We start from the raw sequence: 24087 nt of genomic DNA, 5'->3' as shown, positions 1-24087 counted from the left end.
CCCGTTAAATAAAACAGAAAGGCTGGTAGAAATACCAGCCTGACAAAATACTAGTTTAGCGGCGATTAGCCCAAACGGTAGTTTGGCGCTTCTTTGGTGATGCTCACATCGTGTACGTGAGACTCGCCCATACCGGCTGACGTTACCCGCACAAACTGTGCTTTGGTGTTCAGTGTAGGGATGTCTTCACAGCCGGTCAGACCCATCGCTGAGCGCAGGCCGCCCATTTGCTGATGGATGATAGTTGCAATCGGGCCCTTGTAAGCAACACGGCCTTCGATACCTTCCGGTACCAGCTTCTCAGCATTGTCTGAAGCCTGGAAGTAACGGTCAGATGAGCCATGACGCTGATTCATCGCACCTAATGAGCCCATACCACGGTAAGATTTGTAGTAACGCCCCTGGTACAGTTCAACTTCACCCGGCGCTTCTTCGGTACCGGCCAGCATGCTGCCTACCATGACGCAGCTTGCACCTGCCGCCAGGGCTTTAGCAATGTCGCCGGAGAAACGGATACCGCCGTCAGCGATAACCGGAATACCAGTGCCTTCAAGTGCGTCAACCGCATCTGAAATAGCCGTAATCTGAGGAACACCACAGCCGGTAACAATGCGGGTTGTACAGATTGAACCCGGACCAATACCCACTTTGACGCCGTCAACGCCAGCGTCCGCCAGTGCTTTTGCACCTGCCGCAGTCGCTACGTTACCAGCAATAATCTGTAAGTCAGGATACGCACCACGAATACGGGCAACCTGATCAATTACGCCCTGAGAGTGGCCATGAGAAGTGTCGATAAGCAGCACGTCAACGCCCGCCTCAACCAGCGCAGCGATACGTTCGTCAGTACCCGCGCCTACGCCAACAGCAGCACCAACACGCAAACGACCCAGTGAGTCTTTACAGGCATTTGGTTTGCTTTCCGCTTTCTGGAAATCTTTTACGGTAATAAGGCCGGTCAGTTTGAACGCGTCGTCGACCACGAGGATTTTTTCGATGCGGTTCGCATGCATCAGATCCAGTACTTCTTTAGAGTCTGCACCTTCTTTTACCGTGACCAGCTTATCTTTTGGTGTCATCACCTGGCTGACAGGAAGATCAAGACGGTTCTGGAAACGCATATCACGGCCAGTAACAATACCAATCAGATTGTTGTCTTTATCAGTGACAGGGAAACCGGAGTAGCCCAGCTCTTTGCTCATCGCCAGCACTTCACCGATAGCCGTAGTCTGCGCAACAGTTACCGGGTCAGACACCACACCGCTTTCGTATTTCTTTACTTCACGAACGTGATTTGCCTGCTCGGCTGGCTCCATGTTTTTGTGAATAAAGCCAATGCCGCCTTCCTGGGCAAGGGCTATCGCCAGACGCGCTTCCGTTACAGTATCCATTGACGCAGACACCATAGGGATATTCAGCGACACACCGCGAGTCAGTTTGGTATGGAGATTTGCTGTGTGAGGGAGGACAGAAGAATGTCCTGGTACCAGCAATACATCATCAAAAGTAAGAGCTTCTTGAATGATTCTGAGCATGCAATAACACCTGAATAAGTGGAGAGTTAATTGCGGCGCAATTGTAGTGTTTTTTCTAAATCAGGTAAACTCTATTTGTCCTAAACCTGATGATTTTTTATTTATGCTGTTTAATTCCCCTTCTACATCACGTCAAATTCTCACTGTCACCAAGCTGAACAGGCTTGCCAGAACGGTGCTGGAAGGCGAAATTGGCCTTATTTGGCTGTCTGCGGAAATCTCCAATTTTGTTGCGGCATCGTCTGGGCATTGGTATTTCACCCTCAAAGATAATAAAGCGCAAGTGCGAGCAGCCATGTTCAAGGGCTCGAACCGCTATGTAAAACAGCGTCCGAAGGAAGGTGACAAAGTGTTGGTTCGCGCTTCTGTAGGTTTGTATGAGCCACGTGGCGACTATCAACTGGTTATTGAACATCTTGAAGCTGACGGTGACGGCGCGCTAAAACAAGCCTTTGAAGCCCTGAAATTGAAATTACAGCGCGACGGCCTGTTCGACGCCGATGCCAAACGCCCTGTTCCCCAGGTAATTAATAAAATTGGTGTGGTCACTTCTTCAGCCGGTGCTGCCTTGCACGATGTGCTCACGGTATTAAAGCGCCGTAGCCCGGCTACAGAAGTTATCGTTTATCCCACGCTGGTGCAAGGCGAGCAGGCCCCCGCGCAAATTATCCATGCGCTGGAAACCGCATACCATCGCGATGAGGTCGATGTCATTCTGCTCACCCGTGGTGGCGGTTCGCTGGAAGATCTCTGGTGCTTTAATGATGAAGCCCTGGCCCATTGTATTTCTGCATCGCCGGTGCCGGTAGTCAGTGCGGTGGGGCACGAAGTCGATGTGACCATTGCCGACTTCGTGGCAGACGTGCGCGCCCCTACCCCGTCTGCAGGCGCCGAGCTGTTAAGCCGGGATCAAAGCGAGCGTCTGGCGTTTGTACAACAAAAAGCATCTGCTCTTGACCGTGCCTGGCAACAGCAGTTCAGATATCAACAGCATCAATTGGCCGTGCTTCAGCAGCGCCTGAAAGCAGTGCATCCTGAGCGACGTTTGCAGAATCAGTATCAAATGCTAGACCGCTCGCAGATAGCCTTGAATCATGCAATGAACACACAAATGGCGCAACGCGCGAATCGGCTCAATCAGTTGTTGCGCCGGTTAGACAGAGTTAATCCCGCATCACGGGTGGCGCGCCTTGCAGATAAACATCAACAACTCACCGCATCGTTAGGCAAATCGATGCATCGCCTGTTAGAAAATAAAGCGCGCTCACTACAGGCTTCGGGGCAACTGCTGCATTCTGTAAGCCCTCTGCAAACACTAACACGGGGCTACAGTATTACTTTCAAAGAAGACAAACCTGTGCTGGATGCGGCAAGTCTACATGATAACGACGTAATAACGACGCGGCTCGCGCGCGGTGAAGTCACCAGTAAAGTATTGTCAATTAGTACAGATACTGCAAAAGAGTCTTGAGGATTTCAGGGGCTTAGGACAAACTAATGCCCCACTTTTCCTATCATTCTCACAGGTCGTTCATTGAAAAGGTTATCTGGTCTGCTCGTTCTTGGTGTACTGGCAGGATGTCAGCAGGTACCGGTTACTCCGGAAAAACCAGCCACCTTTCTACCGCAATACCATGTGGCTGCCCCCATATCCCTGTTTTCCACTTATGCTTCATCGAAATTAGTCGCTGAATGCGAAGCGCTGGATACACAGAAAAATTGCAAAGAAGATGCCCTCAGCGGCAGTCAATTTGCGCAGATCCTCACTGAAAAAAACTGGTTCGATGAAGTACTGACCGATTCAGATAACGCTGATTATGAGTTACTCATAGCCTCGTTATCTGCGGAGGGGCCGGCACCGAAACAGAACGCGTTAACGCTGCACAGTGCGTTTGGCGGCCTTTGGCCTGCAGATGTGGTTCCTTACTACTTTAGCGAGATTACGGTGCAGTGGCGCGGTGTGGAGATAGACAGTCAGCAGTTTCGTACTCTGGCTTTGTCAGATGAGTCAGATGCAACATTAACGCAAGAGGTACTCGAAACCTGGTGGCTTGCTGCCATTAAAAAACGTGTATTCTCAGCCGAATACCTGTTTGCCGCATTAGGCGCCAGTGATTATCGCAGTGCGCTTACTTTGCCCGAACAAATTGGTGCATTTGTACTGGAAGACAGTCAATATTATCCCGATCCTTTTAAAGGTGTGATTACCCGTTACAGTCACCCAGAATATGAAGATGCGCTGATTGATATCACCGTAAGCCCGGTAATGGTGGATCTTTCCGTGCCAGTTGAAACACGCCTAACGACCGCACTGGAACTCAATCTACAAGAAGCCAGGCAAATTGCTACAGTTCAGGGCTTACAACTGGTGACTGACTCGCTGCCTGAAGCCTTTACCGTTGATACAGGCGACACTCAATTTAAAGGGTATCGAATGGCTGTACATGCTGAAAGTGAGCAATCTGAGCCCATTTTCGCAACCACGTACGTTTTTGAAATGAAGGATAAACTCGTTACGCTGGCAACGACCTTTCCGCCACGGGTTGCCGATGAATTAATCGCCGTGGCATTACCCTCCATCGAGGTACCAGGAGAATCTGAATTGATGAAGGCCATCCGACGGATGGCCTCAGAGTAACTTACTTCTTCTTGTGAAACGCCATTAAACGTTTACGCTTACGCTGCTGTGCCAGCGTAAGTTGGTTCTTCTTCCCTTCAAACGGGTTGGCCCCTTCACGGAATTCAATTTTGATTGGTGTACCCATTATTTTTAACGATTTGCGGTAGTAGTTCATCAAATAGCGTTTGTACGAACCAGGCAGATCGTTCAATTGGTTCCCGTGAATAACGATGACAGGCGGGTTGTAACCACCAGCATGGGCATATTTCATTTTCACCCGGCGTCCACGAACCATAGGCGGCTGGTGTTCAGCCTGCGCCATTTCCATGATTTGCGTCAGCATGGCCGTGCCTACGCGCTGTGTTGCACTGTCGTATGCCTCAACCACGGATTCAAACAAATTCCCCACCCCAGAACCGTGCAGGGCTGAAATAAAATGCAGACGGGCAAAATCAATGAACCCGAGACGGCGATCTAGCTCGCGCTTGATCTCGTCTTTAATGTCAGTTGTAAGACCATCCCATTTGTTTACCGCTACCACCAGAGAACGGCCTGAGTTCAGCACATAGCCCAACAAACTTAAATCCTGATCGGCCAAACCTTCACGAGCATCAATCACCATCAACACCACGTTGGCTTCTTCAATGGCTTGCAGGGTTTTCACGATGGAGAATTTTTCAACCGCGTCTGCCACACGTTTGCGTCGGCGCACACCCGCAGTATCGATAAGGATATATTCGCGGTCATCACGTTCCAGCGGAATGAATACGCTATCACGGGTGGTGCCCGGCAAGTCATACACCACGACCCGCTCTTCACCGAGAATGCGGTTAGTTAACGTAGATTTACCCACATTAGGTTTACCTACAATCGCCAGCTTGATGGGCAGGTTCTTTAAGCGCTCAAGCTGTTCTTCTGCGTCTAGCTCTTCCTGCTCAACCTTCGGCTTTACCTGCATATCAGGAAAGTCTTCAGCCAGTGGTAACAAGGCCTCTTCCAGCAATTGGGTAACACCACGACCATGCGCGGCAGCAATCTGGTGAACGTTACCGAGCCCCAGTGTGTAAAAGTCTGCACTTTCACTGTCACCGTCGATACCATCAACTTTGTTCGCCACCAGAAACAGCTTCTTATTTACTTTACGTAAATGTTCAGCAATACCGATATCCGCAGGCAGTAGCCCTGCTCTGGCATCCACCAGAAACAGCACAACGTCAGCTTCGTCGATGGCGCGCAAAGATTGCTGCGCCATTTCAGCATCAATACCTTCTTCATCGCCGGTAATACCGCCGGTATCCACCACGATGAATTGCTTTTGTTCATACGTTGCCTGCCCGTATTTGCGATCCCGGGTCAATCCCGGAAAGTCGGCAACCAAGGCGTCGCGCGTATTGGTTAAACGGTTAAACAGAGTGGATTTACCCACGTTAGGGCGGCCCACGAGTGCAACAACAGGCAACATGCTTGAAGTCCTAAAATAAACGAATTTAATAACGAAACTGGCCGCATATCATGCGGCCAGCGAAATGAATCGGGCGATTATACCCTAAAAGACAGGCTGTCGTCAGCTAAAGGCGAACGACAAACAACAGGTGTTATTCTGGCGTTGTTAACGACGCTACATCACCTTCGCGGGTCACGGCGATAATCGCATTACCTACACGCAATGGCGCGGCAAATACAGACTCGTCGTCATCGTCGCCGCCTAAGTCATAGCGGGCAGCAATCTTACCAGATTCCTTGTTAATCCAGTGTACATAACCCCACTTATCGCCTACAACGATGTAGTTGCCAATCGGCTCAGCGGCAGTTAACACACGCTGTTTTAAACCGCTTTGCGACCACATCTCAACGCCGTTTCGGCGGTCTAATGCGTAAACGTGAGAGTTGTTGTCAACCACGTACAAGGCATTCTCTTCCAACGAAACATTGCGATAGGAGCCGTATTCACGTTTCCAGATCACCCGGCCAGAGCGTAATTCAATTGCTGCAAGCGTACCGTTATACGAGATAGCGTAAATAATACCGCCGTAAAGTAACGGAGCTGCATCAACATCAACAATTCGCTCAAGTTCAGTTGCACCACTTGGCGCTGTGATCGGCGTTTCCCACGCTACGATACCTGAGTCAATAATGTTGACCTGTATTTTACCGGTAGGTGTCCCAACAATAACACCGCCATTACTGATTGCGGGTGTTGAAATACCACGCAACGTCAGCGGCGGTACATCGGATTCATTTTGCCAAGCCGATTCACCGGTCTCAGCATCAAAGGCAAACAAGGTACCCGCACCGGTGTTAACCACCACAAGCCCTTCACCCGATGCCGGTGCAGCAAGGATCTCACCTTCTACACTTTTCGACCAGTTCAACTCTCCGCTTTCGGCATTCAGTGACATCAGGATGCCGTCTTCGGTACCGACAAAAACGCTTTCACCACTCACAGACAAGCCTGCAATTTTTGCCGAAGCGCCTGAAGACCACAGATTAGTGATGGAAGATTTCCATCCTTCGTCTTTAAACACGGCAAAATCTTTTTCCCAGATTTTGTCGCCGCTTTGAGGGTCTAACGCTGCAACAACACCATGACGGTCTGCAATGTAGAGTTTATCGTTGGCATAAACCGGTCGTAAGTGAGAAAAGTAGCCATCAACGCCATCCCCGACTTCGGTTTCCCAATTGACCGTAGGCTTAAATTCAGCATCAAGAGGCGCTAATCGACGGATTTCCAACTCTTCTTCGTCGGCAAACCAGTCTGAAATAGTCGTACAACCCGACAGCGACACTGACAACAACAGCGCAAGGCCTGTAGCCCGTGTAATTCGGCCAGTACGGCCACACGTGTTAGTTAACAAATCCGATACCTCTGTTTTTTATTTTGCGGCAGCAACTGGCAGATTATCCAGTTTCATTTCAAGCAGCATGTTACCACTGTTGGCTTCCAGCGCTTCTGAGTAAGCCATACGCGCATCATCAAATTTTTCCTGAGCAACCAGAATGTCACCTTTGACTTCTTTGACTGCACCTTCAAACGCTGGGTCCGTAATATCTTTCAATGTACTCAGCGCGGCATCTGCATTGTCCTGCTCGAGTTGAATGCGAGCCAGACGTAAAGACGCCACAGCGGCGAGATGTTTATCACTGGTGGTATTCTTCACTTTTGTCAGTGTGTCAGCCGCTGCGGTAAGCTCGTTAGCACTCACTGACTGCTGAGCGGCAACCAAACCTGCAATGGCAGCATAGCCGGTGCTGTCCGTTTTATCGATGAAGCTCACCAGCTTATCGTCATTACCATCAGCTTGAATCGCTTCAACAGCTGCCTGATATTCTGCAGATGCCAACTCTTTCGATTCGCGCTGGGTGTCAGAGTAATAACGCCAGCCCCACAGGCCGCCGAGACCAATAACAGCACCGATAACGATGGCTGCACCGTTATCTTTCCAAAACTTTTTAATCGCTTCTACTTGTTGTTCTTCTGTGGCGAATTGTTCCATGTTTAAACCTCTGAATATTCTTCTTTGCTGCCAGTCTGATGCAGCGATTAATTCACTAATCCGGCTAGCTTCTCGGCCAGTGCTGACAGTGCAACGGTTTCTTGCTCGCCGTCACCACGCAGTGGTTTTACCGTAGCCAATTGTTTGTCCGCTTCGTCACTGCCAAGCAGAACGGCAACGGTTGCGCCGGTTTTATCCGCACGTTTTAGCTGCTTCTTAAAGTTACCGCCGCCGCAATGCATCATTATGCGCAATTCAGGACAGCTATCTCGTAACTGTTCAGCTACCGTTAATGCATAAGCTTCAACGCCCATAGACGTGACATACACATCAGCGGCACGATTATCTTCGTCGGTGGCTTGCAGTGTGGTCAGTAGCAATACTAATCGCTCCATCCCCATGGCGAAGCCTACCGCTGGCGTCGCTTTGCCGCCCAATTGTTCAACCAGACCATCATAACGACCACCGGCACATACGGTGCCCTGCGCGCCCAGACTCTCTGTGACCCACTCGAAAACCGTGCGGTTGTAGTAGTCTAAACCACGTACCAGTCGTGAATTAACCTGGTATTGGATACCTGCTTGCGTTAATCGTTCACATAAATTTGAAAAATGTGTTTTTGATTCTTCGTCAAGGTAATCCAGCAGCGAAGGCGCATCGGCAATGGCGGCTTGAACATCAGGATTTTTGCTGTCGAGTACACGCAGTGGATTGGTTTCCATACGACGCAAGGAGTCTTCGTCGAGCTTGTCAGCGCGGGCTTTCAGGTATTCTACCAGCGCATCGCGGTAATTCTGGCGTGCTTCATTTGAACCCAGGGAGTTAATTTGCAACGTAACCTGATCGCTGATACCAAATGCTTTCCAGATACGCGCGCTGAGTAAAATGACTTCCACGTCGATGTCTGGCCCGTCGATACCATAAGTTTCAACACCGAACTGGTGAAATTGACGATAGCGACCTTTTTGCGGGCGTTCATGGCGGAACATGGGGCCCATGTACCATAAACGTTGCTGCTGGTTGTACAGCAGGCCATGCTCATTACCGGCACGCACGGTGCTGGCGGTGCCTTCTGGACGCAGAGTCAGGCTATCGCCGTTTCTGTCCTCGAAGGTATACATCTCTTTCTCAACGATATCAGTGACTTCACCGATAGAGCGCTTAAATAAATCCGTACTTTCCACAATGGGGGTACGAATTTCCTGATAACCGTAGTTCGCCACAACCTGGCGCAGGGTGGATTCCACTCGCTGCCATGTACCAGACACTTCTGGCAGGCAGTCATTCATTCCACGGATTGCCTGAATAGTTTTAGCCACCTGAAATTCTCATCAAACTGATAGTTAAAAGCCCCGCATTATAGGGGCTTTAACCTGAAACAACAATCTTCGCCGGAACCAGTGCCGACGATACTTCTTTTACGATTCTTTTACTGACACATCGATACGGTTGGCCTCATCCAATCGCGCCGCTTTGGCGCGAATACGACGCTCGAGTTGGTCAACCAAATCATCGTTTGCCAGACGTTCGCGCTGACGCTGTCCGTCTTCGTAAAAACCGCTCATGTTACGGGCGCCGGTTAAGCCAAGGTCAGACACTTCAGCCTCACCCGGACCGTTCACAACGCAGCCGATAATAGACACATCCATTGGCGTGAGAATATCTTCAACACGCTGTTCTAACGCATTCACCGTGCTGATCACATCAAATTCCTGACGGGAGCAGCTCGGACAGGCAATAAAGTTGATACCACGAGACCGAATACGCAGGGATTTGAGGATATCGAAACCCACTTTGATTTCTTCCACGGGATCAGCCGCCAACGACACCCGTAATGTATCACCAATCCCCTCAGCCAGCAGCATACCAAGCCCAACCGCACTTTTTACTGCACCCGCACGCTGACCACCGGCTTCCGTAATGCCCAGGTGTAATGGCTGTTCAATTTGCTTCGCCAGTAAGCGATAAGCTCCCACGGCAAGGAACACATCAGACGCTTTAACACTTACTTTAAACTGGTCAAAATTCAGCTTATCGAGAATGTCCACGTGGCGCATGGCGGACTCCACCAACGCTTCTGGTGTTGGCTCACCGTATTTTTCCTGCAGATCACGCTCCAGTGAACCACCGTTTACACCAATACGAATGGGAATATTCTTGTCTCGGGCACAATCGACAACCGACTTCACCCGCTCCAGATTACCAATATTACCCGGGTTAATACGCAGACAATCTACACCGTACTCCGCCACTTTCAGGGCGATTCGATAATCAAAGTGGATATCAGCAACCAGGGGAACCGTCACTTGCTTACGGATTTCTTTAAAGGCTTCTGCGGCATCCATGGTCGGTACAGACACGCGAACAATTTCGCCACCTACCGCAACAATACGATTAATTTGCGCCACGGTTGCTGCCACATCCGTGGTTTGTGTATTGGTCATTGACTGCACGGCAATTGGCGCACCATCGCCAATGGGCACATTCCCCACATTTATCCGAATGGACTTTCTGCGTTTGATGGGACTTTCAGTAAACATGATTAATCCTGCATTGGTAACGAGAAGCGCGCAATCCTGCCATTCTGGAATGCGGAAATATCTACGGCTTCTCCATCAAAGGTAATACTTACACCTTCAGGTGCACCCAAGGTCACTTTAAACGGTGCCTGGCCACTCACCGGCATCACCCGGCCTGCAGCTTTTACCCCATAGGCAATGGCTTCGCCTGTTGCGTCTTCAATATTAATCCAGCAATCTTCGTCGAAGGTAAACACCAGGTCGACCACGTCGCCGTATGTTGCGTTCAGTGTTTCAACGGCGACTTCCTGGCTCTGGGTCACAGCGTCACTGACAGCGGTTTCGTTTGTATCGTTGCTGTCGGCGGCGTCTTGTTCAGGGGCGTCCATTTCTGCATTATTTGCTTGTGCTGCGGCAGGTTGATTCACCGTGTCTGAAGATGCCGACTCGGTAGCAATCGCGGACTCAGTAGAAGACGATTCAGGTTCAGTGGGCACTTTTGAAGCAACTTCAGGCGTATTACGCTGCTGCGACGGCAGAACCACCGTATTCTGCGTCTCTTCTATAGTGTCATTATCGAGTACAGAGCTGATATCCGATTGCTGATACCACCAGGCCACAAACGCAGCTAACAGTAAAAAGAGAATGACCCAGGTCACCATCATCCACCGATCATCATGGGCCTGTTTTGCCACCCGTTTTGAGAAACTTTGTAGCTTCGCTGGCGGTTTAGTGGTGGTATGAATACGATTAAACTCTGCCAGCACGACGTTTTCATCCAGCCCCAATTGCTTGGCGTACATGCGAACGTAGCCTTTTGCGAAGGTTGCTGACATCGTGTCGTCGAGATGATCGTTTTCAATATCCTGAATATTTTTCAGTTTCAGAAATATCTTGTCAGCCATTTGCTGCTGAGAAAGCCCCGCTTTTTCACGGGCATTGCGCAGCATTTCTCCCGGCGTGGGGCGGCTTTCAGTATTCTTTTCGTCAACCTGACTTTCTTTTGAACTCATTAGAAACCCTGTCAGTGTTACTGGCGTGGAGACAAACGTAAACGCATGCCTACTTCGATGTCTCCCGGATCAGCGAGATCATTCCATTCCTGGATCCGAGCCATTTTAAGATTATATTTCAACGATATACGATAGAGGTTTTCACCTCGTTGCACGACGTGGTAGCGCACACCGTTTTCTGAACCGCTATTCTGCGGACTCTGCTGCGAAGAAGCAACCGCGGGCTGTTCTGCCGACACCTTTGCTTGTGCAGGCGCTACTGCTGGCTGATTCGCTGGTACCAGGGCCTTGGCGGTCTTTGCAGTTGGCGTCGGTTTGGGTTTCACCCGGCGCACTACCTGCGCTTCCTCATTGGCCCGCTTAATGACTTCACTACGATAAGCGAATGCAGCTTCGCTCTGGGGATACATGGTTACCAGCATCTCGCCGTAACCTTCAGCAGTGTCTTTATCGCCAAGTCCTTCAGCTATTGCTATGGCTAATTGTATAGACTCAGGACTCACGCGGGACACACGCTCGTAACGACGCATGGTGGCTTCCGCTTTCACCCACTGCGCTGTTTTCACGTACAAGTCTGTGAGCATGAAAAGGCTTTGTGTGCGTCCAGGCTGATGATTCAGGGCACTATTGAGATAATTGATGGCAGCATCGGTTCTGCCTTCTTGCAAGGCACAGATAGCCATATTTTCATAGGTTTCTGCAGAGCCCGCGTATTGAAGATTATCGAGGGCTTTTTGAAAGAAGGTTTCTGCTTTGTCGTATTGCTTACGCTGACAAAGAAACGCACCGTAACTGTTGGCAATTTCTGCATTGCGCGGTGCAAGGGTCATTGCGTCGTCGTAGGAATCTTCGGCACGTTCCCACTCTTCTACAGTTTGATAATAATAGGCAAGAGAATAATGGGCATCAGCATAGCGAGGGGCAAACTCCAACGCTTTGTCGAGGTTTACTTTTGCCTGCTGATAGTTCCCATTCTTCAAATACGTCAGACCCAGCGAAATGCGTGTTTTCGCCGCCTGTTCCATATCGAAATCATCGCCGTTCATTGCGCCCGGCTGATTCTGACTAACACATCCTGTTAATGCAATAACGAGAGCGAGTACGCTTAATCGCATGAAGCTCCTACCTCTGAAGTCAATTCGCTATTGCGCCATTTTTACCGAAATCGCTTCACCTTTCATCTGTTTCTTCAACATTCGTTTCGTTCTGTCTTTCACATCGCCTACTAATTGACCACAAGCGGCATCAATATCATCACCTCGGGTCTTACGCACCACCACAGTAATGTTGTAACTCATTAGCACTTTTGCAAAGCGGTCGATGCGAGAATTGCTCGAACAGAGGTACGGTGATCCGGGATACGGATTAAACGGAATAAGGTTAATTTTACACGGCGTATCTTTCAGAACCTTGGCTAACTCGTGAGCTTGGTCGGTACTGTCATTGATGTTCGACAACATCACGTATTCAACGGTAACCTTGCCCTGATTTGCCTTCGACTTGCTCAGGTAACGACGCACACCAGCCAGGAATGTTTCAATGTTGTACTTTTTGTTGATAGGTACAATTTCATTGCGCAACTCGTCAGTTGGCGCGTGAAGCGAGATAGCCAACGCCACGTCAATCTGGTCGCCCAGCATATCCAAAGCAGGTACAACGCCTGAGGTACTTAATGTCACACGGCGCTTAGACAACCCAAAGCCGAAGTCGTCGAGCATCAGGTCCATTGCTGGTACCACGTTCTTCAGGTTTAACAAAGGTTCGCCCATGCCCATCATTACCACGTTGGTGATAGGACGCTTGGATGAGTCTTTTGATAAGCCCAGAAAAGTCGCCACACGCCATACCTGACCGATAATTTCACTTACCGACAGGTTGCGGTTAAACCCTTGCTGAGCCGTTGAGCAGAAGGTACATTCAAGGGCACAACCTACCTGAGAAGAAACACAAAGCGTGGCGCGCTCAGTTTCCGGGATCCAAACCGACTCGACTTCCTGTCCCCCATCAAGGGTAAGCGCAAACTTAATTGTGCCGTCTGACGCTTCCTGGTAATACGCAATTTCAGGCGCGACCACTTCGGCATGTTCAAGGAGTTTGGCACGCAGGTTTTTGTTGAGGTTACTCATCTCATTAAAATCGCTGACACCCTGCTGATAAATCCACTTCATCACCTGATCAGCGCGGAAAGGCTTCTCCCCCATTTCGGCGAAAAATTCCCGTAAGCCTGCACGGTTAAGATTTAAAAGGTTTGTCTTTGCCATAAATTGTCGATGACCCCAAGGTTCTGTCGTATTCAAATTCAGTGAGTGCAAGACACCGCATCTACCACTTTTAAAAGCGTGATGAGTTTTCCGTTCCGGTCGATTTGTCTTCCATGGAATGCACCGGGTTACCACCCGGCGATGTCGGCTGCGTGAGAAGAGAACGAACGCCTCGCCAACAGGACTGACTTGCACAAATTTTAGCCGCGCATTCTACCATAGCGACCGTGGCGAAGAAAGCGATGAAAACGGGCTAATCGCGATAAACCTACGGTTACCCGAGACTGCAGTCATTGTAGGTAAGCGGGCCCATTGCTAGAGTAATGCTGGAATAAACCAGATAACGGGAACACTCCCGCATCACAACAACAACCCGGAACAGAATCCGGGGCATATTTGGAGAACCTAATGCGAAAGTCACTGATGGCGACAGCCGTTGCTGCAGCACTCGCCTTAACGGCCTGTAGCCCTGCGAAAGAAGAAACCAAACAGGCTTCATCCCCTACAGCGAGTACTGAATCTGTGAAAACTGAGAACGTTCTGTTGAAACCCAGCACGCTGGATTATCAAACCCCTGATTTCGACAAAATCACGACCGAGAACTACGAGCCTGCCTTTGAACAAGGCATGAAAGAGCATGCTGCAGAAATAGATGCTATTGCTGCCAGCGAAGAAGCCCCCACTTTTGAGAATACGATTCTGGCCATGGAGACCAGTGGCGAATTGCTTAACCGCGTTGCAACGGTATTCTTTAACTTGTCGGGTATTATTTCCGACAGTGAAATTCAGCGCATCGAAGCAGAAATGGGACCTAAGCTTACCGCACACAGCGACAGTATCTTTTTAAACCCTGCCCTGTTTGCAAAAGTGAAAACCGTTTATGAAAACCGCGAATCACTGAGCGCTATCGATAAACGCTTAACTGAAAAAACCTACGAGCAATTTGTTCGCGCGGGTGCCAACCTGACTGACGATCAAAAAGCGAAAGTCCGTGAAATCAACGGCGAAATTACTAAGCTACAAACTGAGTTTTCTCAGAACATCCTGGCTTCGTTTAAAAACGACACCATTTTAGTGACTGACGAATCTAAGCTCGCCGGCTTATCAGACGGCGACAAAGCCGCACTAAAATCTGCTGCAGAAGGTGCGGGCAAAGAGGGATATTTGATTACCCTCGTCAATACAACCCGTCAGCCTGTTTTAACTAGCTTAGAAAACCGCGAACTGCGTAAACAAATCTGGGAAAAATCAGCCAATCGCGCCATTGATGTAAACGGCCCAATCATCCTCAAGTTGACGCATCTGCGCGCTGAGAAAGCCGCGTTGTTAGGCTACGAGAATTGGGCGTCTTACACCATTGAAAATCAGATGGCGAAGACCCCGGAAAACGTGTTTAAGATCCTTGATGATCTGGCGCCACAAGCCGTCGAGAAAGCCAAAACAGAAGCTGCTGACATTGAAGAAGTCATGCATGCTGATGGCGTGAAGGGTGATGTTCAACCTTGGGACTGGGCATACTACGCCGAGAAAGTGCGTAAAGCGAAATACGATCTCGACGACAGTCAGGTTAAGCCTTACTTTGAACTGAACTCAGTGTTAGAAAACGGTTTGTTCTTTGCCATGGAAAAACTCTACGGCATTACATTCAAAGAACGTTTTGATCTGCCCATGTACGTGGAAGATGCCCGCCTATTTGAAGTGTTCAATGAAGACGGCTCTAACATCGGCCTGTTCTACTTCGACCCTTATGCCCGTGAAGGTAAAAACGGCGGCGCGTGGATGAGCGAATTTGTCACTCAATCGTTCTTGAACGGTACCAAGCCAGTGGTCATTAACGAACTCAACATCGTGAAACCGGCTGATGGTGAGCCAACCCTGCTTTCCTTCGACGAAACCTCTACCCTGTTCCACGAATTCGGACACGCTGACCATGGCCTGTTTTCACAAGTGAAGTACGCTAGTCTGGCTGGAACATCAACGGCCCGTGACTTCGTAGAGTTTCCGTCGCAGTTTAACGAAGACTGGGCTATCGATCCGGCCGTATTGGCGAACTATGCCAAGCACTATAAAACCGGTGAACCTATTCCTCAGGCACTGCTGGATAAGATGATGAAAGCTGTGAGCTTTAATCAGGGCTTCAACACCGTTGAATATCTGGCAGCTGCCCTGCTAGACATGGAATGGCATATGATCGGCGCAGACGAAGAAATTACCGACGTTGCCGCTTTTGAGAAAGCCGCACTGGAAAAACACGGTATTGACTATGCGCCGGTACCACCACGTTATAAATCAGCTTACTTCAGTCATACATTCGCGGGCGGCTACTCGGCCGGGTACTATGCCTACCTGTGGACAGAAGTATTGGCAGCCGATGCATTTGCACACATGGCAGAAAATGGCGGCCTGACCCGTGAGAACGGCGACTTGTTCCGTAAGGAAGTGCTGTCAAAAGGCAATAGCGAAGATCTGATGCAGAACTACGTGGATTTCCGCGGCCAGGAACCTACCGTCGACGCGCTACTGAAGCGTCGCGGTCTGAAAGACTAAGGCCGTTAAAGACTAAGCATTTAGCCCAAAAGTTAGGCTAAATGCATAACCCTACAAGACGAGGCATGATGCCTCGTCTTTTTGTTACGACAAACTTAATCGCGTTAGCGCCACCGATTCATCGATGAGGAACTTGAATATGTCCTCTATCGCCTACATTCACTCTCCACAGTACCCCAAAATATGTGGAGACATGCATGACAAATCATAAAGAGATTTTACTCGTCAAACGCCCCGGTGAAGACAAGCAAATTGGTGAACATTTGTTTGAGGTGGTAGAACGGGACACCCCGTCTGCCGGCGATAACCAGATCCTGGTAAAACAAACTTATATGTCTTTAGATCCGGCCATGTTGGGCTGGATGGCTGAAGACCGTGAAAGCTACATACCTCCGGTGGAGCTTGGCGAGGTAATGCGTGCTAGTGGCGTGGGTAAAGTGATTGAATCGAAGCACCCAGACTTCGCTGAGGGCGACTTGGTGATGGGTATGATGGGTTGGCGAGAATACCTTGTCAGCGATGGTAAAGGACTTAACAAATTACAGCCAGGCATTGACGAACAAACCGCCCTGTGTGTGTTTGGCTTGCCGGGACTCACTGCAACCCAGGGCCTATTGAATATTGGCAAACCTAAAGCCGGAGAAACCCTGATTGTTACCGGTGCTGCGGGCTCGGTGGGCAGCATTGTTGGGCAAATAGCCAAAGCAGAAGGCCTTCGCGTTATTGGTGTAGTGGGTAGCGATGAAAAAGCAGATTGGATAGTGAATGAACTCGGCTTTGATGGCGCGATTAATTACAAGACTGATGATTTGAAAAGTACATTGAAGTCGCTTACTCCCGACCGCATTGATATGTTTTTCGAAAACACCGGCGGCCCCATTCAACATCATATTTTCAACCGCCTGAATGAACATGCTCGCATTGTAGTATGCGGTATGATTGCCGATTATCAGGCCGATGAGCCGGCTCCGGGGCCAAACTGGATCCCACTTATAAAGAAACGAGCGAGTATTCAGGGTTTTGCCATGCCGGACCACCTGCACAAGGCCGGCGAATTAGTACAGCAGTTAGCGCCCTACGTGCAGAAAGGTCAAATAAAGTATCGCTCCCATATGCTTGAAGGACTCACCAGCGCCATGGATGGATTGAATTTACTCTTTGAAGGTAAGAATACCGGTAAGTTAATGGTGAAGCTTTGATGCATTGAACATTTCATTGGGCAAGATTATCCGTAGAGAAATCTCCCCTGAACCACACTGTAAATAAACGAAAGGCCTGTCAGCTCACACTGACAGGCCTTTCTTATATTTCTTCGCTTCCGCGTCGTTAAAAATTAACGAGTGCGTGGGCAGATTTCTTCGTCAGAGAAGAAGTACGCGATTTCGCGAGCAGCAGATTCTGGTGCATCAGAACCGTGTACTGCATTTTCGTCGATAGACGCTGCGTAATCTGAACGCAGAGTACCAGCAGCTGCATCAGCTGGGTTGGTTGCGCCCATGATTTCACGGTTTTTAACTACCGCATTTTCGCCTTCCAGAACCTGAACCATTACTGGACCAGAAGTCATGAAGTCTACCAGGGCGCCGAAGAAAGGACGCTCTTTGTGTTCTGCGTAGAAACCTTCAGCTTGTTCTTTGCTCAGGTGCAGCATTTTAGATGCAACGATGCGCAGACCAGCAGTTTCAAAACGGTTGTAAATTGCACCGATAACGTTTTTAGCTACCGCATCAGGCTTGATAATAGAAAATGTACGCTCGAGAGCCATTCTTCTGTCTCCAATGAATCATTAAAATTTTGGCCGCGAATTATAGGCAATTCCCGGGCTGTTGACCAGAGGGAATCGTCAATCCCTTCCCTACACGATAACATGACTGATTATTGTAGCCATGGGTTCGTGAACGAAGTGTGACAAGCCCCTGAATTAGTTGGCTTAGTTGATAGAACGCTTAGCCAATTCCTGGATTTTGGCGACTATGGCACGCAGGCCGTTTCCCCGTGTCGGCGTAATATGCCGCTCTAAATCCAGTTCAGTAAAATACTCGTCGATGTCGAAATCGAGAATTTGTTTCGGTGTTTTATTGTTATATGCCGCCATTACCAGTGCCAGCAGGCCCTGAACGATCACCGCGTCACTGTCTACCGAGAACTTAACCAGTCCGTTTTCAACACGTGATTCCAGCCATACACTGCTCTGACAGCCTTTCACCAGTTTGTCCGGCGTTTTAGCATCTTCAGGCAGACCATGAATAGATTTACCTAAATCGATAATGTACTGATAACGTTGTTCCCAGTCATCAAAAAACGCCAAATCGTCAACGATATCCTGGGTGCTGGGGAGAGACATTGTCATTGGAGACCCTTCTGTCTTAGAAAAATAAACCGGCTTCGAGCTGAGCTTCCTCGCTCATTTTATCCCGTGACCAAGGTGGATCGAACACCAGCTCTACCTTTACCTCACTCACGTTGGGCACCATACCTATGCGGTACTCCACATCGCCCACAAGAACAGGCCCCATACCGCAACCGGGCGCGGTGAGCGTCATATCTACCGCGACGGTCTTTGCTGCTTGATCGATAGCAACATTATAAATAAGGCCTAACGAAACAAGGTTGATTGGGATCTCAGGATCGTAGATGGTTTCCAGCGCGTCCCATACCTGCTGCTCGCTGATGTTGCCGTCTTCCGGTGTTGTGAAATTAAGCACCATAGGTTCACGGCCGATGGCATCGGCATCGGTACCGTCGATACGATACATATTGCCACGCCAGGTGATGGTGTAGTTGCCACCCAACTCCTGTGTGATGGTAACGAATTCGCCGCCGGGGATCGTTGCGATTTGACCGGCGGGGACAAGACGGGCTTTGCAGTCACGTTCCGTGACCACCATTTTTTGCGCTTTTGCCAAAATAAATTAACCGATATTGAAGCTTTCGCCGCAGCCGCATTCGTCCACGACATTGGGATTATTGTACTTGATTACGCCGTTGATACCTTCCTGCACGTAATCAATTTCAGTGTTGCGTACAAATTTTATCGCATCCTGAGCAACCGCCACAGTCAATGCGTCGCTGGCTGCAACCAGTTCATCATCACTTTCAGGCGCATCAACTAAGTCGAGTACATAGGCATAGCCTGTACAACCGCTGACTTTAGTAGACAGACGAATAACACTGCCAGGCTTTGAAGACACTTTCTTTTCAAAATGCTTCACTGCACTGTTGGTTAATGAGATAACCGTGGTGGATGGAACAAACGTTTCTACAGACATGTTGCCTCCTGCTTAAGCAAGCATCATATTCGCCTTGCGAAGTGCGTCATACAGTTTGTCGACTTCTTCAAGGGTATTGTAAATAGAGAATGACGCCCGTGCGGTGCCTGGAATACCGAACTTTTTCATTAATGGCTGCGCACAGTTGTCACCGGTACGAATGGCTACGCCCTGACGATCGAGAATGAACCCCACATCAGCGGGATGGGCGTTGCCGAGCATAAAACTCATCACCCCGGCCTTTTTCGGCGCCGTGCCAATGATACGCATACCGTCGATAGACGACGCCTGCTCATGTGCCGAAGCCAATAACGCTTGCTCATGAGCCTGTACTGCGGCTAAATCCAGTTCTGAGAACCAGTTTACCGCTGCGCCAAGGCCGATAACACCAGCAATATTGGGAGTACCAGCTTCAAGGCGGTTAGGCAGTTGTCCCCAGGTAGCATCCTGGTAGGTGACATCGGCAATCATTTCGCCGCCGGTAAGCCATACAGGCCAGTTTTCCAGTACTGACTTACGGCCCCACAGTGCACCAACACCGGTTGGCGCAAACAGTTTATGACCAGAAAATGCATAGAAATCACAACCAATTGCCTGCACATCAACACCGCCATGAGCGATACCCTGAGCGCCGTCAACCAGCACCAGCGCATCCACCGCTTTGGCTTTTGCGGTTAGTTCCTTGATCGGATTAACCGTGCCTAAGGCATTTGACACGTGGGGGAACGCGACTAAGCGCGTTTTATCGTTCAGCAGTGCACTGAAAGCGTCTACGTCGAGCTCGCCGTTTTCGAAAATTGGCGCGACTTTCAGTGTGGCCCCAGAAACCTTACAGGCTTGCTGCCAGGTAACCAGGTTGGCGTGGTGTTCCATTTCAGTAACGACCACTTCTTCACCGGCTTTCAGCAACTGGCCTAGGCCACGAGCCACCAGGTTGATGGCTTCAGTAGTACCTGCAGTCCAGATAACTTCTTCACGACCGTTGGCATTAATAAATGCCGCTACGTCGTCCCGGGCCTTTTCGTAGCGACGGGTCGCTTCGTCAGACAAGGAATGTGCACCGCGATGCACATTGGCATTGGTGGTGGTGTAAAAGTCGATAATCGCGTCCAGCACCACCTGTGGCTTCTGCGTAGTCGCAGCGTTATCAAGATAGACAAGCGGCTTGCCGTCTATCTCGCGCTGTAAAATCGGAAATTGCGCCCGCAGGGCCTTTACGTCCAGAGTCATTTCACTTCCATCTGGGAAAAACGTTCACTGAGTTTTGGCAGTAACCAGTCTGCGATAGCTTCTTTTGGAATTTGGGTAACCAATTCCTGAATAAAACCAAAGTTCAGCATAACCAGTGCCTTACTACGCGGAATACCACGGCTGAGCATGTAATACAATGCGGTATCGTCGATTTCGGCAACGGTGGCACCGTGGGCACATTTCACGTCGTCGGCGTAAATCTCAAGCTCTGGCTTAGTATTAATCAGTGAGCGACGAGATAACAGCAGATTACGGTTGTTCAATTCAGCCAGGGTTTTCTGCGCATCACGATGAATATGAATACGACCGTTAAACACGGCGCGGGCACCATCACCCACGATACCACGGGCGTTTTCTTCCGACGTACCATTCGGAACAGCGTGCTCCAGATTCGTGTGCAGGTCGAACAGCTCGCCTTCGGCCAGCAGATAAATCGCATTCATTTTTGCATTTGCGTGCTCACCGGCATGCCAAACGTCGATATCTAATCGGCTCAATTCGCTACCGTAGCCAACCAGCGTGCTGTTCAGGCTGGCTTCTTCACCTAGCTTGAAATGGCTACCACCAATCTGTTTCGCTTTGCCAGTAAACAGTGCAAAACGGTAGTGCTCAAGGTGCGCGTGGTCAGCAATGCTGTATTCAGCAAACGCGGTAGTCAGACTATCTGCACTGCCCTCGCCGTGTTCCATGACCGTCAGCTTTGCTGCTTCGCCTAAGCGAACCAGTACGCGAGTGTGTGCATCGCCCGTTTGTGTGCTGAGGTTAAGCACACGAACAACGGGTTTAATTTTCGCACCCGCGGCTACATCAATGAATACACCTTGTTTAGCAACAGCATCGTTCACCAAACCAAAAGTGTGGCGAGCAGGTTTTATCTTGGCAAAAATGCTTTTGATAGCTGCCTGTTCATCATCACCGGCCTTTTTCAGTGATTTGATTTTCAGGCCTTTAGGCAATGACAGTTCACTGATATCTGTGACCAGTTTACCGTCAGCAAATACCAAATCGATGGTGTCTAGCTTGTCGATTTGTGGCACTGCAGGTTCGTCAGAAACCTTCGCTTTAATTGCTTTACGTTTTTCAACGCTAGTCAGCGGGGTAAAGCGCCATTGCTCAGCCCGTTTACCTGGCCAACCCTGCTCCTGCAGCGCTGCCAGTGACTTTTTACGTTGTGAAGAAAGGAAGTCAGAAACATCCTGAGCGTTGTCAATGACTTGTTCCAGCCATTGGCTCATGCTTCACTCTCCTCGTATTTTTTACCTAAGAAAGCGTAACCGTTCTTCTCCACTTCCAGCGCCAGAGACGCATCGCCGCTCTTGACGATTTTACCGTCGGCCAGAATGTGAACGAAATCCGGTTTGATGTAGTCAAGAAGACGTTGATAGTGGGTAACCACGATGAAGCTACGCTTATCGTTGCGCTGACTGTTCACGCCGTCAGCCACTACCTGCAGGGCGTCCACGTCCAGACCGGAATCTGATTCATCAAGAATACACAGTGATGGCTCAAGCAAAATCATTTGCATGATTTCGTTACGCTTTTTCTCACCACCAGAAAAGCCTTCGTTCACACCACGCTTAAGGAAATCCAGCGGCAGTTGAACCTGCTTGCAGGCTTCTTTGGCTTTTTTGAGGAATTCTGCGGCAGTCAGTGGCTCTTCACCACGTTGTTCGCGCATCGCATTAACCGATTCCTTCATGAATTCCATGTTTGAAACACCCGGAATTTCTACCGGATACTGGAATGCCAGGAATAGACCTTCACGGGCACGCTCTTCTACGTCTAAATCCAGTAAGTCTTTACCATTCAGTTCTACCGCACCGTCAGACACTTCGTAGCCATCACGGCCAGACAGTACATAGCCCAGTGTGGATTTACCCGCACCGTTAGGGCCCATGATAGCGTGTACTTCACCTGGACCTATTTCCAGATCAAGACCTTTAATGATGGTCTTTTCTTCGACGCTGGCATGTAGATTAGAAATTTTTAGCATTATTACCCCACTGAACCTTCAAGACTAATTTCGAGCAGCTTGCCAGCTTCAACGGCAAATTCCATTGGTAGCTCTTTGAATACTTCTTTACAGAAACCGTTAACGATCATCGACACGGCTTTTTCCGGGTCCAGACCACGTTGCTGGCATAAGAATAACTGCTCATCGCTCACTTTCGACGTAGTCGCTTCATGTTCTACAATGGCGGTTGGGTTTCTGCTTTCGATATACGGGAATGTGTGTGCACCACACTGGTCGCCGATTAACAGCGAATCACATTCGGTAAAGTTACGGGCGCCGTCTGCACGGGGGCCCATCTGCACCAGACCGCGGTAAGCGTTGTTACTCTTACCGGCGGAGATCCCTTTCGAGATGATGGTGGAACGGGTATTTTTACCCAGATGAATCATTTTGGTACCGGTGTCGGCCTGCTGTCGACCGCGGGTCAGTGCTACTGAGTAAAACTCACCCACACTGTTGTCACCTTTCAGCACACAGGAAGGATATTTCCAGGTTACGGCTGAACCTGTTTCAACCTGCGTCCAGGAAATTTTGGCATTGGTGTGACAGATACCGCGTTTGGTCACGAAGTTATAAATACCGCCCTTGCCGTCTTCATCCCCCGGATACCAATTTTGTACCGTAGAATATTTGATTTGCGCATCGTCCATGGCAACCAGTTCTACCACTGCAGCGTGCAGCTGGTTCTCGTCGCGCTGTGGCGCAGTACAGCCTTCCAGATATGACACATAGCTGCCTTCTTCGGCAACAATCAGGGTACGTTCGAACTGACCGGTGTTCATTTCGTTAATACGGAAATAGGTGGACAGTTCCATCGGGCAACGAACGCCCTTGGGAATGAATACAAACGAGCCATCGGTAAATACTGCACCGTTCAGCGCCGCATAGAAATTATCTGTGCGCGGCACTACCGAGCCCAGGTACTTCTTAATCAGTTCAGGATACTTATGAACGGCTTCAGAAATCGGGCAGAAAATAACCCCGGCTTCTTCCAGCTTTTCGCGGAAGGTTGTAACAACAGACACAGAGTCGAAAACCGCATCAACGGCCACACCCGCCAGCATTTCCTGCTCGTGCAGAGGAATACCCAGCTTTTCATAGGTGCGCAGCAGTTCAGGATCTACCTCGTCCAGCGACTTCGGTTTATCTTTCATGCTCTTCGGCGCGGAGTAATAAGAGATAGCCTGGAAATCCACTTTAGGATATTCCACATGGGCCCACTCCGGCTCTTCCATTTGCAGCCATGCGTTGTATGCTTTTAAACGCCATTCAAGCATCCACTCCGGCTCGCCCTTCATTTCTGAAATGCGGCGGATAACGGATTCGTCAAGCCCGTTTTCGAAGGTTTCAGACTCGATTTCTGAATAGAAACCGGCATCGTACTTTCGCGAAAGCGCCTGATCGATCTGTTCACTCATTATTGGATCTCACCTGTTTGCCTGAAAATGCAGGTTTACTTTGTGCCGGGGCCATGTCGGTCTTGCTCCGGCGTCACTGTACGTCATTCAAATACAGTCGAAACCTGCACGATAAATCGGTCTAAATTGTATAATACCTGACTATT

General features: G+C 49.6%; 21 protein-coding genes. 4 read left to right on the top strand and 17 right to left on the bottom strand.

The window, feature by feature from the left end; all coding sequences use genetic code 11:
• Positions 1–65: 65 nt before the first annotated feature.
• Entirely contained in the window at positions 66–1535 is a 1470-nt protein-coding gene (guaB, locus tag ACXAGX_RS07070) for an IMP dehydrogenase (RefSeq protein WP_474837427.1), read from the bottom strand.
• Positions 1536–1638: 103 nt separating this feature from the next.
• On the opposite strand from guaB, the gene xseA reads away from it, so the two are divergent.
• Positions 1639–3006, top strand: coding sequence for an exodeoxyribonuclease VII large subunit (xseA, locus tag ACXAGX_RS07065; RefSeq protein ID WP_474837425.1), 1368 nt, complete (start codon positions 1639–1641; stop codon positions 3004–3006).
• A 63-nt stretch (positions 3007–3069) separates the two neighbouring features.
• Positions 3070–4173, top strand: a complete 1104-nt coding sequence (locus ACXAGX_RS07060; RefSeq protein ID WP_474837424.1) for a hypothetical protein — start codon at positions 3070–3072, stop codon at positions 4171–4173.
• Between the two features lies 1 nt (position 4174).
• Here ACXAGX_RS07060 and der read toward each other — a convergent pair whose 3' ends face one another.
• From der to rlmN, 8 genes are all read right to left on the bottom strand, one after another.
• Entirely contained in the window at positions 4175–5617 is a 1443-nt protein-coding gene (der, locus tag ACXAGX_RS07055) for a ribosome biogenesis GTPase Der (RefSeq protein ID WP_070125719.1), read from the bottom strand.
• Between the two features lie 133 nt (positions 5618–5750).
• Positions 5751–7010 carry an outer membrane protein assembly factor BamB gene (gene bamB / locus ACXAGX_RS07050; RefSeq protein WP_474837422.1) on the bottom strand — a complete coding sequence of 420 codons (1260 nt, stop codon included), beginning with the start codon at positions 7008–7010 and terminating at the stop codon, positions 5751–5753.
• An 18-nt stretch (positions 7011–7028) separates the two neighbouring features.
• Positions 7029–7649, bottom strand: coding sequence for a YfgM family protein (locus ACXAGX_RS07045; RefSeq protein WP_474824449.1), 621 nt, complete (start codon positions 7647–7649; stop codon positions 7029–7031).
• A 47-nt stretch (positions 7650–7696) separates the two neighbouring features.
• Positions 7697–8968, bottom strand: a complete 1272-nt coding sequence (hisS, locus tag ACXAGX_RS07040) for a histidine--tRNA ligase (protein WP_474824448.1) — start codon at positions 8966–8968, stop codon at positions 7697–7699.
• Positions 8969–9067: 99 nt separating this feature from the next.
• The gene (gene ispG, locus ACXAGX_RS07035; RefSeq protein WP_474824447.1) at positions 9068–10189 is read right to left on the bottom strand and encodes a flavodoxin-dependent (E)-4-hydroxy-3-methylbut-2-enyl-diphosphate synthase; all 1122 of its coding nucleotides are present in this window, start codon (positions 10187–10189) and stop codon (positions 9068–9070) included.
• A gap of 2 nt (positions 10190–10191) precedes the next feature.
• Positions 10192–11181 (bottom strand): cytoskeleton protein RodZ, encoded by a 990-nt coding sequence (rodZ, locus tag ACXAGX_RS07030; protein WP_474837420.1) that lies wholly within the window; start codon positions 11179–11181, stop codon positions 10192–10194.
• A gap of 17 nt (positions 11182–11198) precedes the next feature.
• Positions 11199–12296 (bottom strand): type IV pilus biogenesis/stability protein PilW, encoded by a 1098-nt coding sequence (pilW, locus tag ACXAGX_RS07025; RefSeq protein WP_474837418.1) that lies wholly within the window; start codon positions 12294–12296, stop codon positions 11199–11201.
• A gap of 27 nt (positions 12297–12323) precedes the next feature.
• Complete coding sequence (gene rlmN, locus ACXAGX_RS07020) at positions 12324–13442, bottom strand: dual-specificity RNA methyltransferase RlmN (RefSeq protein WP_474837416.1); 1119 nt, start codon at positions 13440–13442, stop codon at positions 12324–12326.
• A 408-nt stretch (positions 13443–13850) separates the two neighbouring features.
• Here rlmN and ACXAGX_RS07015 point away from each other — a divergent pair, with 408 nt between their 5' ends.
• Positions 13851–15989: a M3 family metallopeptidase gene (locus ACXAGX_RS07015; protein WP_474824443.1), complete on the top strand. Its 2139-nt coding sequence runs from the start codon at positions 13851–13853 to the stop codon at positions 15987–15989.
• Positions 15990–16186: 197 nt separating this feature from the next.
• Positions 16187–17188, top strand: coding sequence for an NADP-dependent oxidoreductase (locus ACXAGX_RS07010; protein ID WP_474824442.1), 1002 nt, complete (start codon positions 16187–16189; stop codon positions 17186–17188).
• A gap of 134 nt (positions 17189–17322) precedes the next feature.
• Here the strand turns inward: ACXAGX_RS07010 and ndk are convergent, their stop codons facing one another.
• The 8 genes from ndk to sufB form a co-directional block, all read right to left on the bottom strand.
• A complete protein-coding gene (gene ndk / locus ACXAGX_RS07005) occupies positions 17323–17754 on the bottom strand; it encodes a nucleoside-diphosphate kinase (protein WP_070125710.1) in 432 nt (143 codons plus the stop codon).
• Between the two features lie 165 nt (positions 17755–17919).
• The gene (locus tag ACXAGX_RS07000; protein WP_474824571.1) at positions 17920–18333 is read right to left on the bottom strand and encodes a SufE family protein; all 414 of its coding nucleotides are present in this window, start codon (positions 18331–18333) and stop codon (positions 17920–17922) included.
• Between the two features lie 22 nt (positions 18334–18355).
• Complete coding sequence (gene sufT / locus ACXAGX_RS06995) at positions 18356–18877, bottom strand: putative Fe-S cluster assembly protein SufT (RefSeq protein WP_474824441.1); 522 nt, start codon at positions 18875–18877, stop codon at positions 18356–18358.
• A gap of 24 nt (positions 18878–18901) precedes the next feature.
• Positions 18902–19258, bottom strand: a complete 357-nt coding sequence (locus ACXAGX_RS06990; protein WP_474824440.1) for an iron-sulfur cluster assembly accessory protein — start codon at positions 19256–19258, stop codon at positions 18902–18904.
• Between the two features lie 12 nt (positions 19259–19270).
• Positions 19271–20488, bottom strand: a complete 1218-nt coding sequence (locus ACXAGX_RS06985; RefSeq protein ID WP_474824439.1) for an aminotransferase class V-fold PLP-dependent enzyme — start codon at positions 20486–20488, stop codon at positions 19271–19273.
• Positions 20485–21744, bottom strand: a complete 1260-nt coding sequence (sufD, locus tag ACXAGX_RS06980) for a Fe-S cluster assembly protein SufD (RefSeq protein WP_474824438.1) — start codon at positions 21742–21744, stop codon at positions 20485–20487. Before sufD ends, ACXAGX_RS06985 begins: the two co-directional genes overlap by 4 nt.
• Positions 21741–22502 carry a Fe-S cluster assembly ATPase SufC gene (sufC, locus tag ACXAGX_RS06975; protein WP_474824437.1) on the bottom strand — a complete coding sequence of 254 codons (762 nt, stop codon included), beginning with the start codon at positions 22500–22502 and terminating at the stop codon, positions 21741–21743. The genes sufD and sufC overlap by 4 nt, the downstream gene beginning before the upstream one ends.
• Positions 22503–22504: 2 nt before the next feature.
• The gene (sufB, locus tag ACXAGX_RS06970; RefSeq protein ID WP_474824436.1) at positions 22505–23941 is read right to left on the bottom strand and encodes a Fe-S cluster assembly protein SufB; all 1437 of its coding nucleotides are present in this window, start codon (positions 23939–23941) and stop codon (positions 22505–22507) included.
• Positions 23942–24087: the final 146 nt, after the last annotated feature.

This window comes from Alteromonas sp. ABV4_515, from assembly GCF_056160345.1.
Note: the sequence above shows the minus strand (reverse complement) of the source record. Positions and strands in the feature narration are given on the sequence as shown.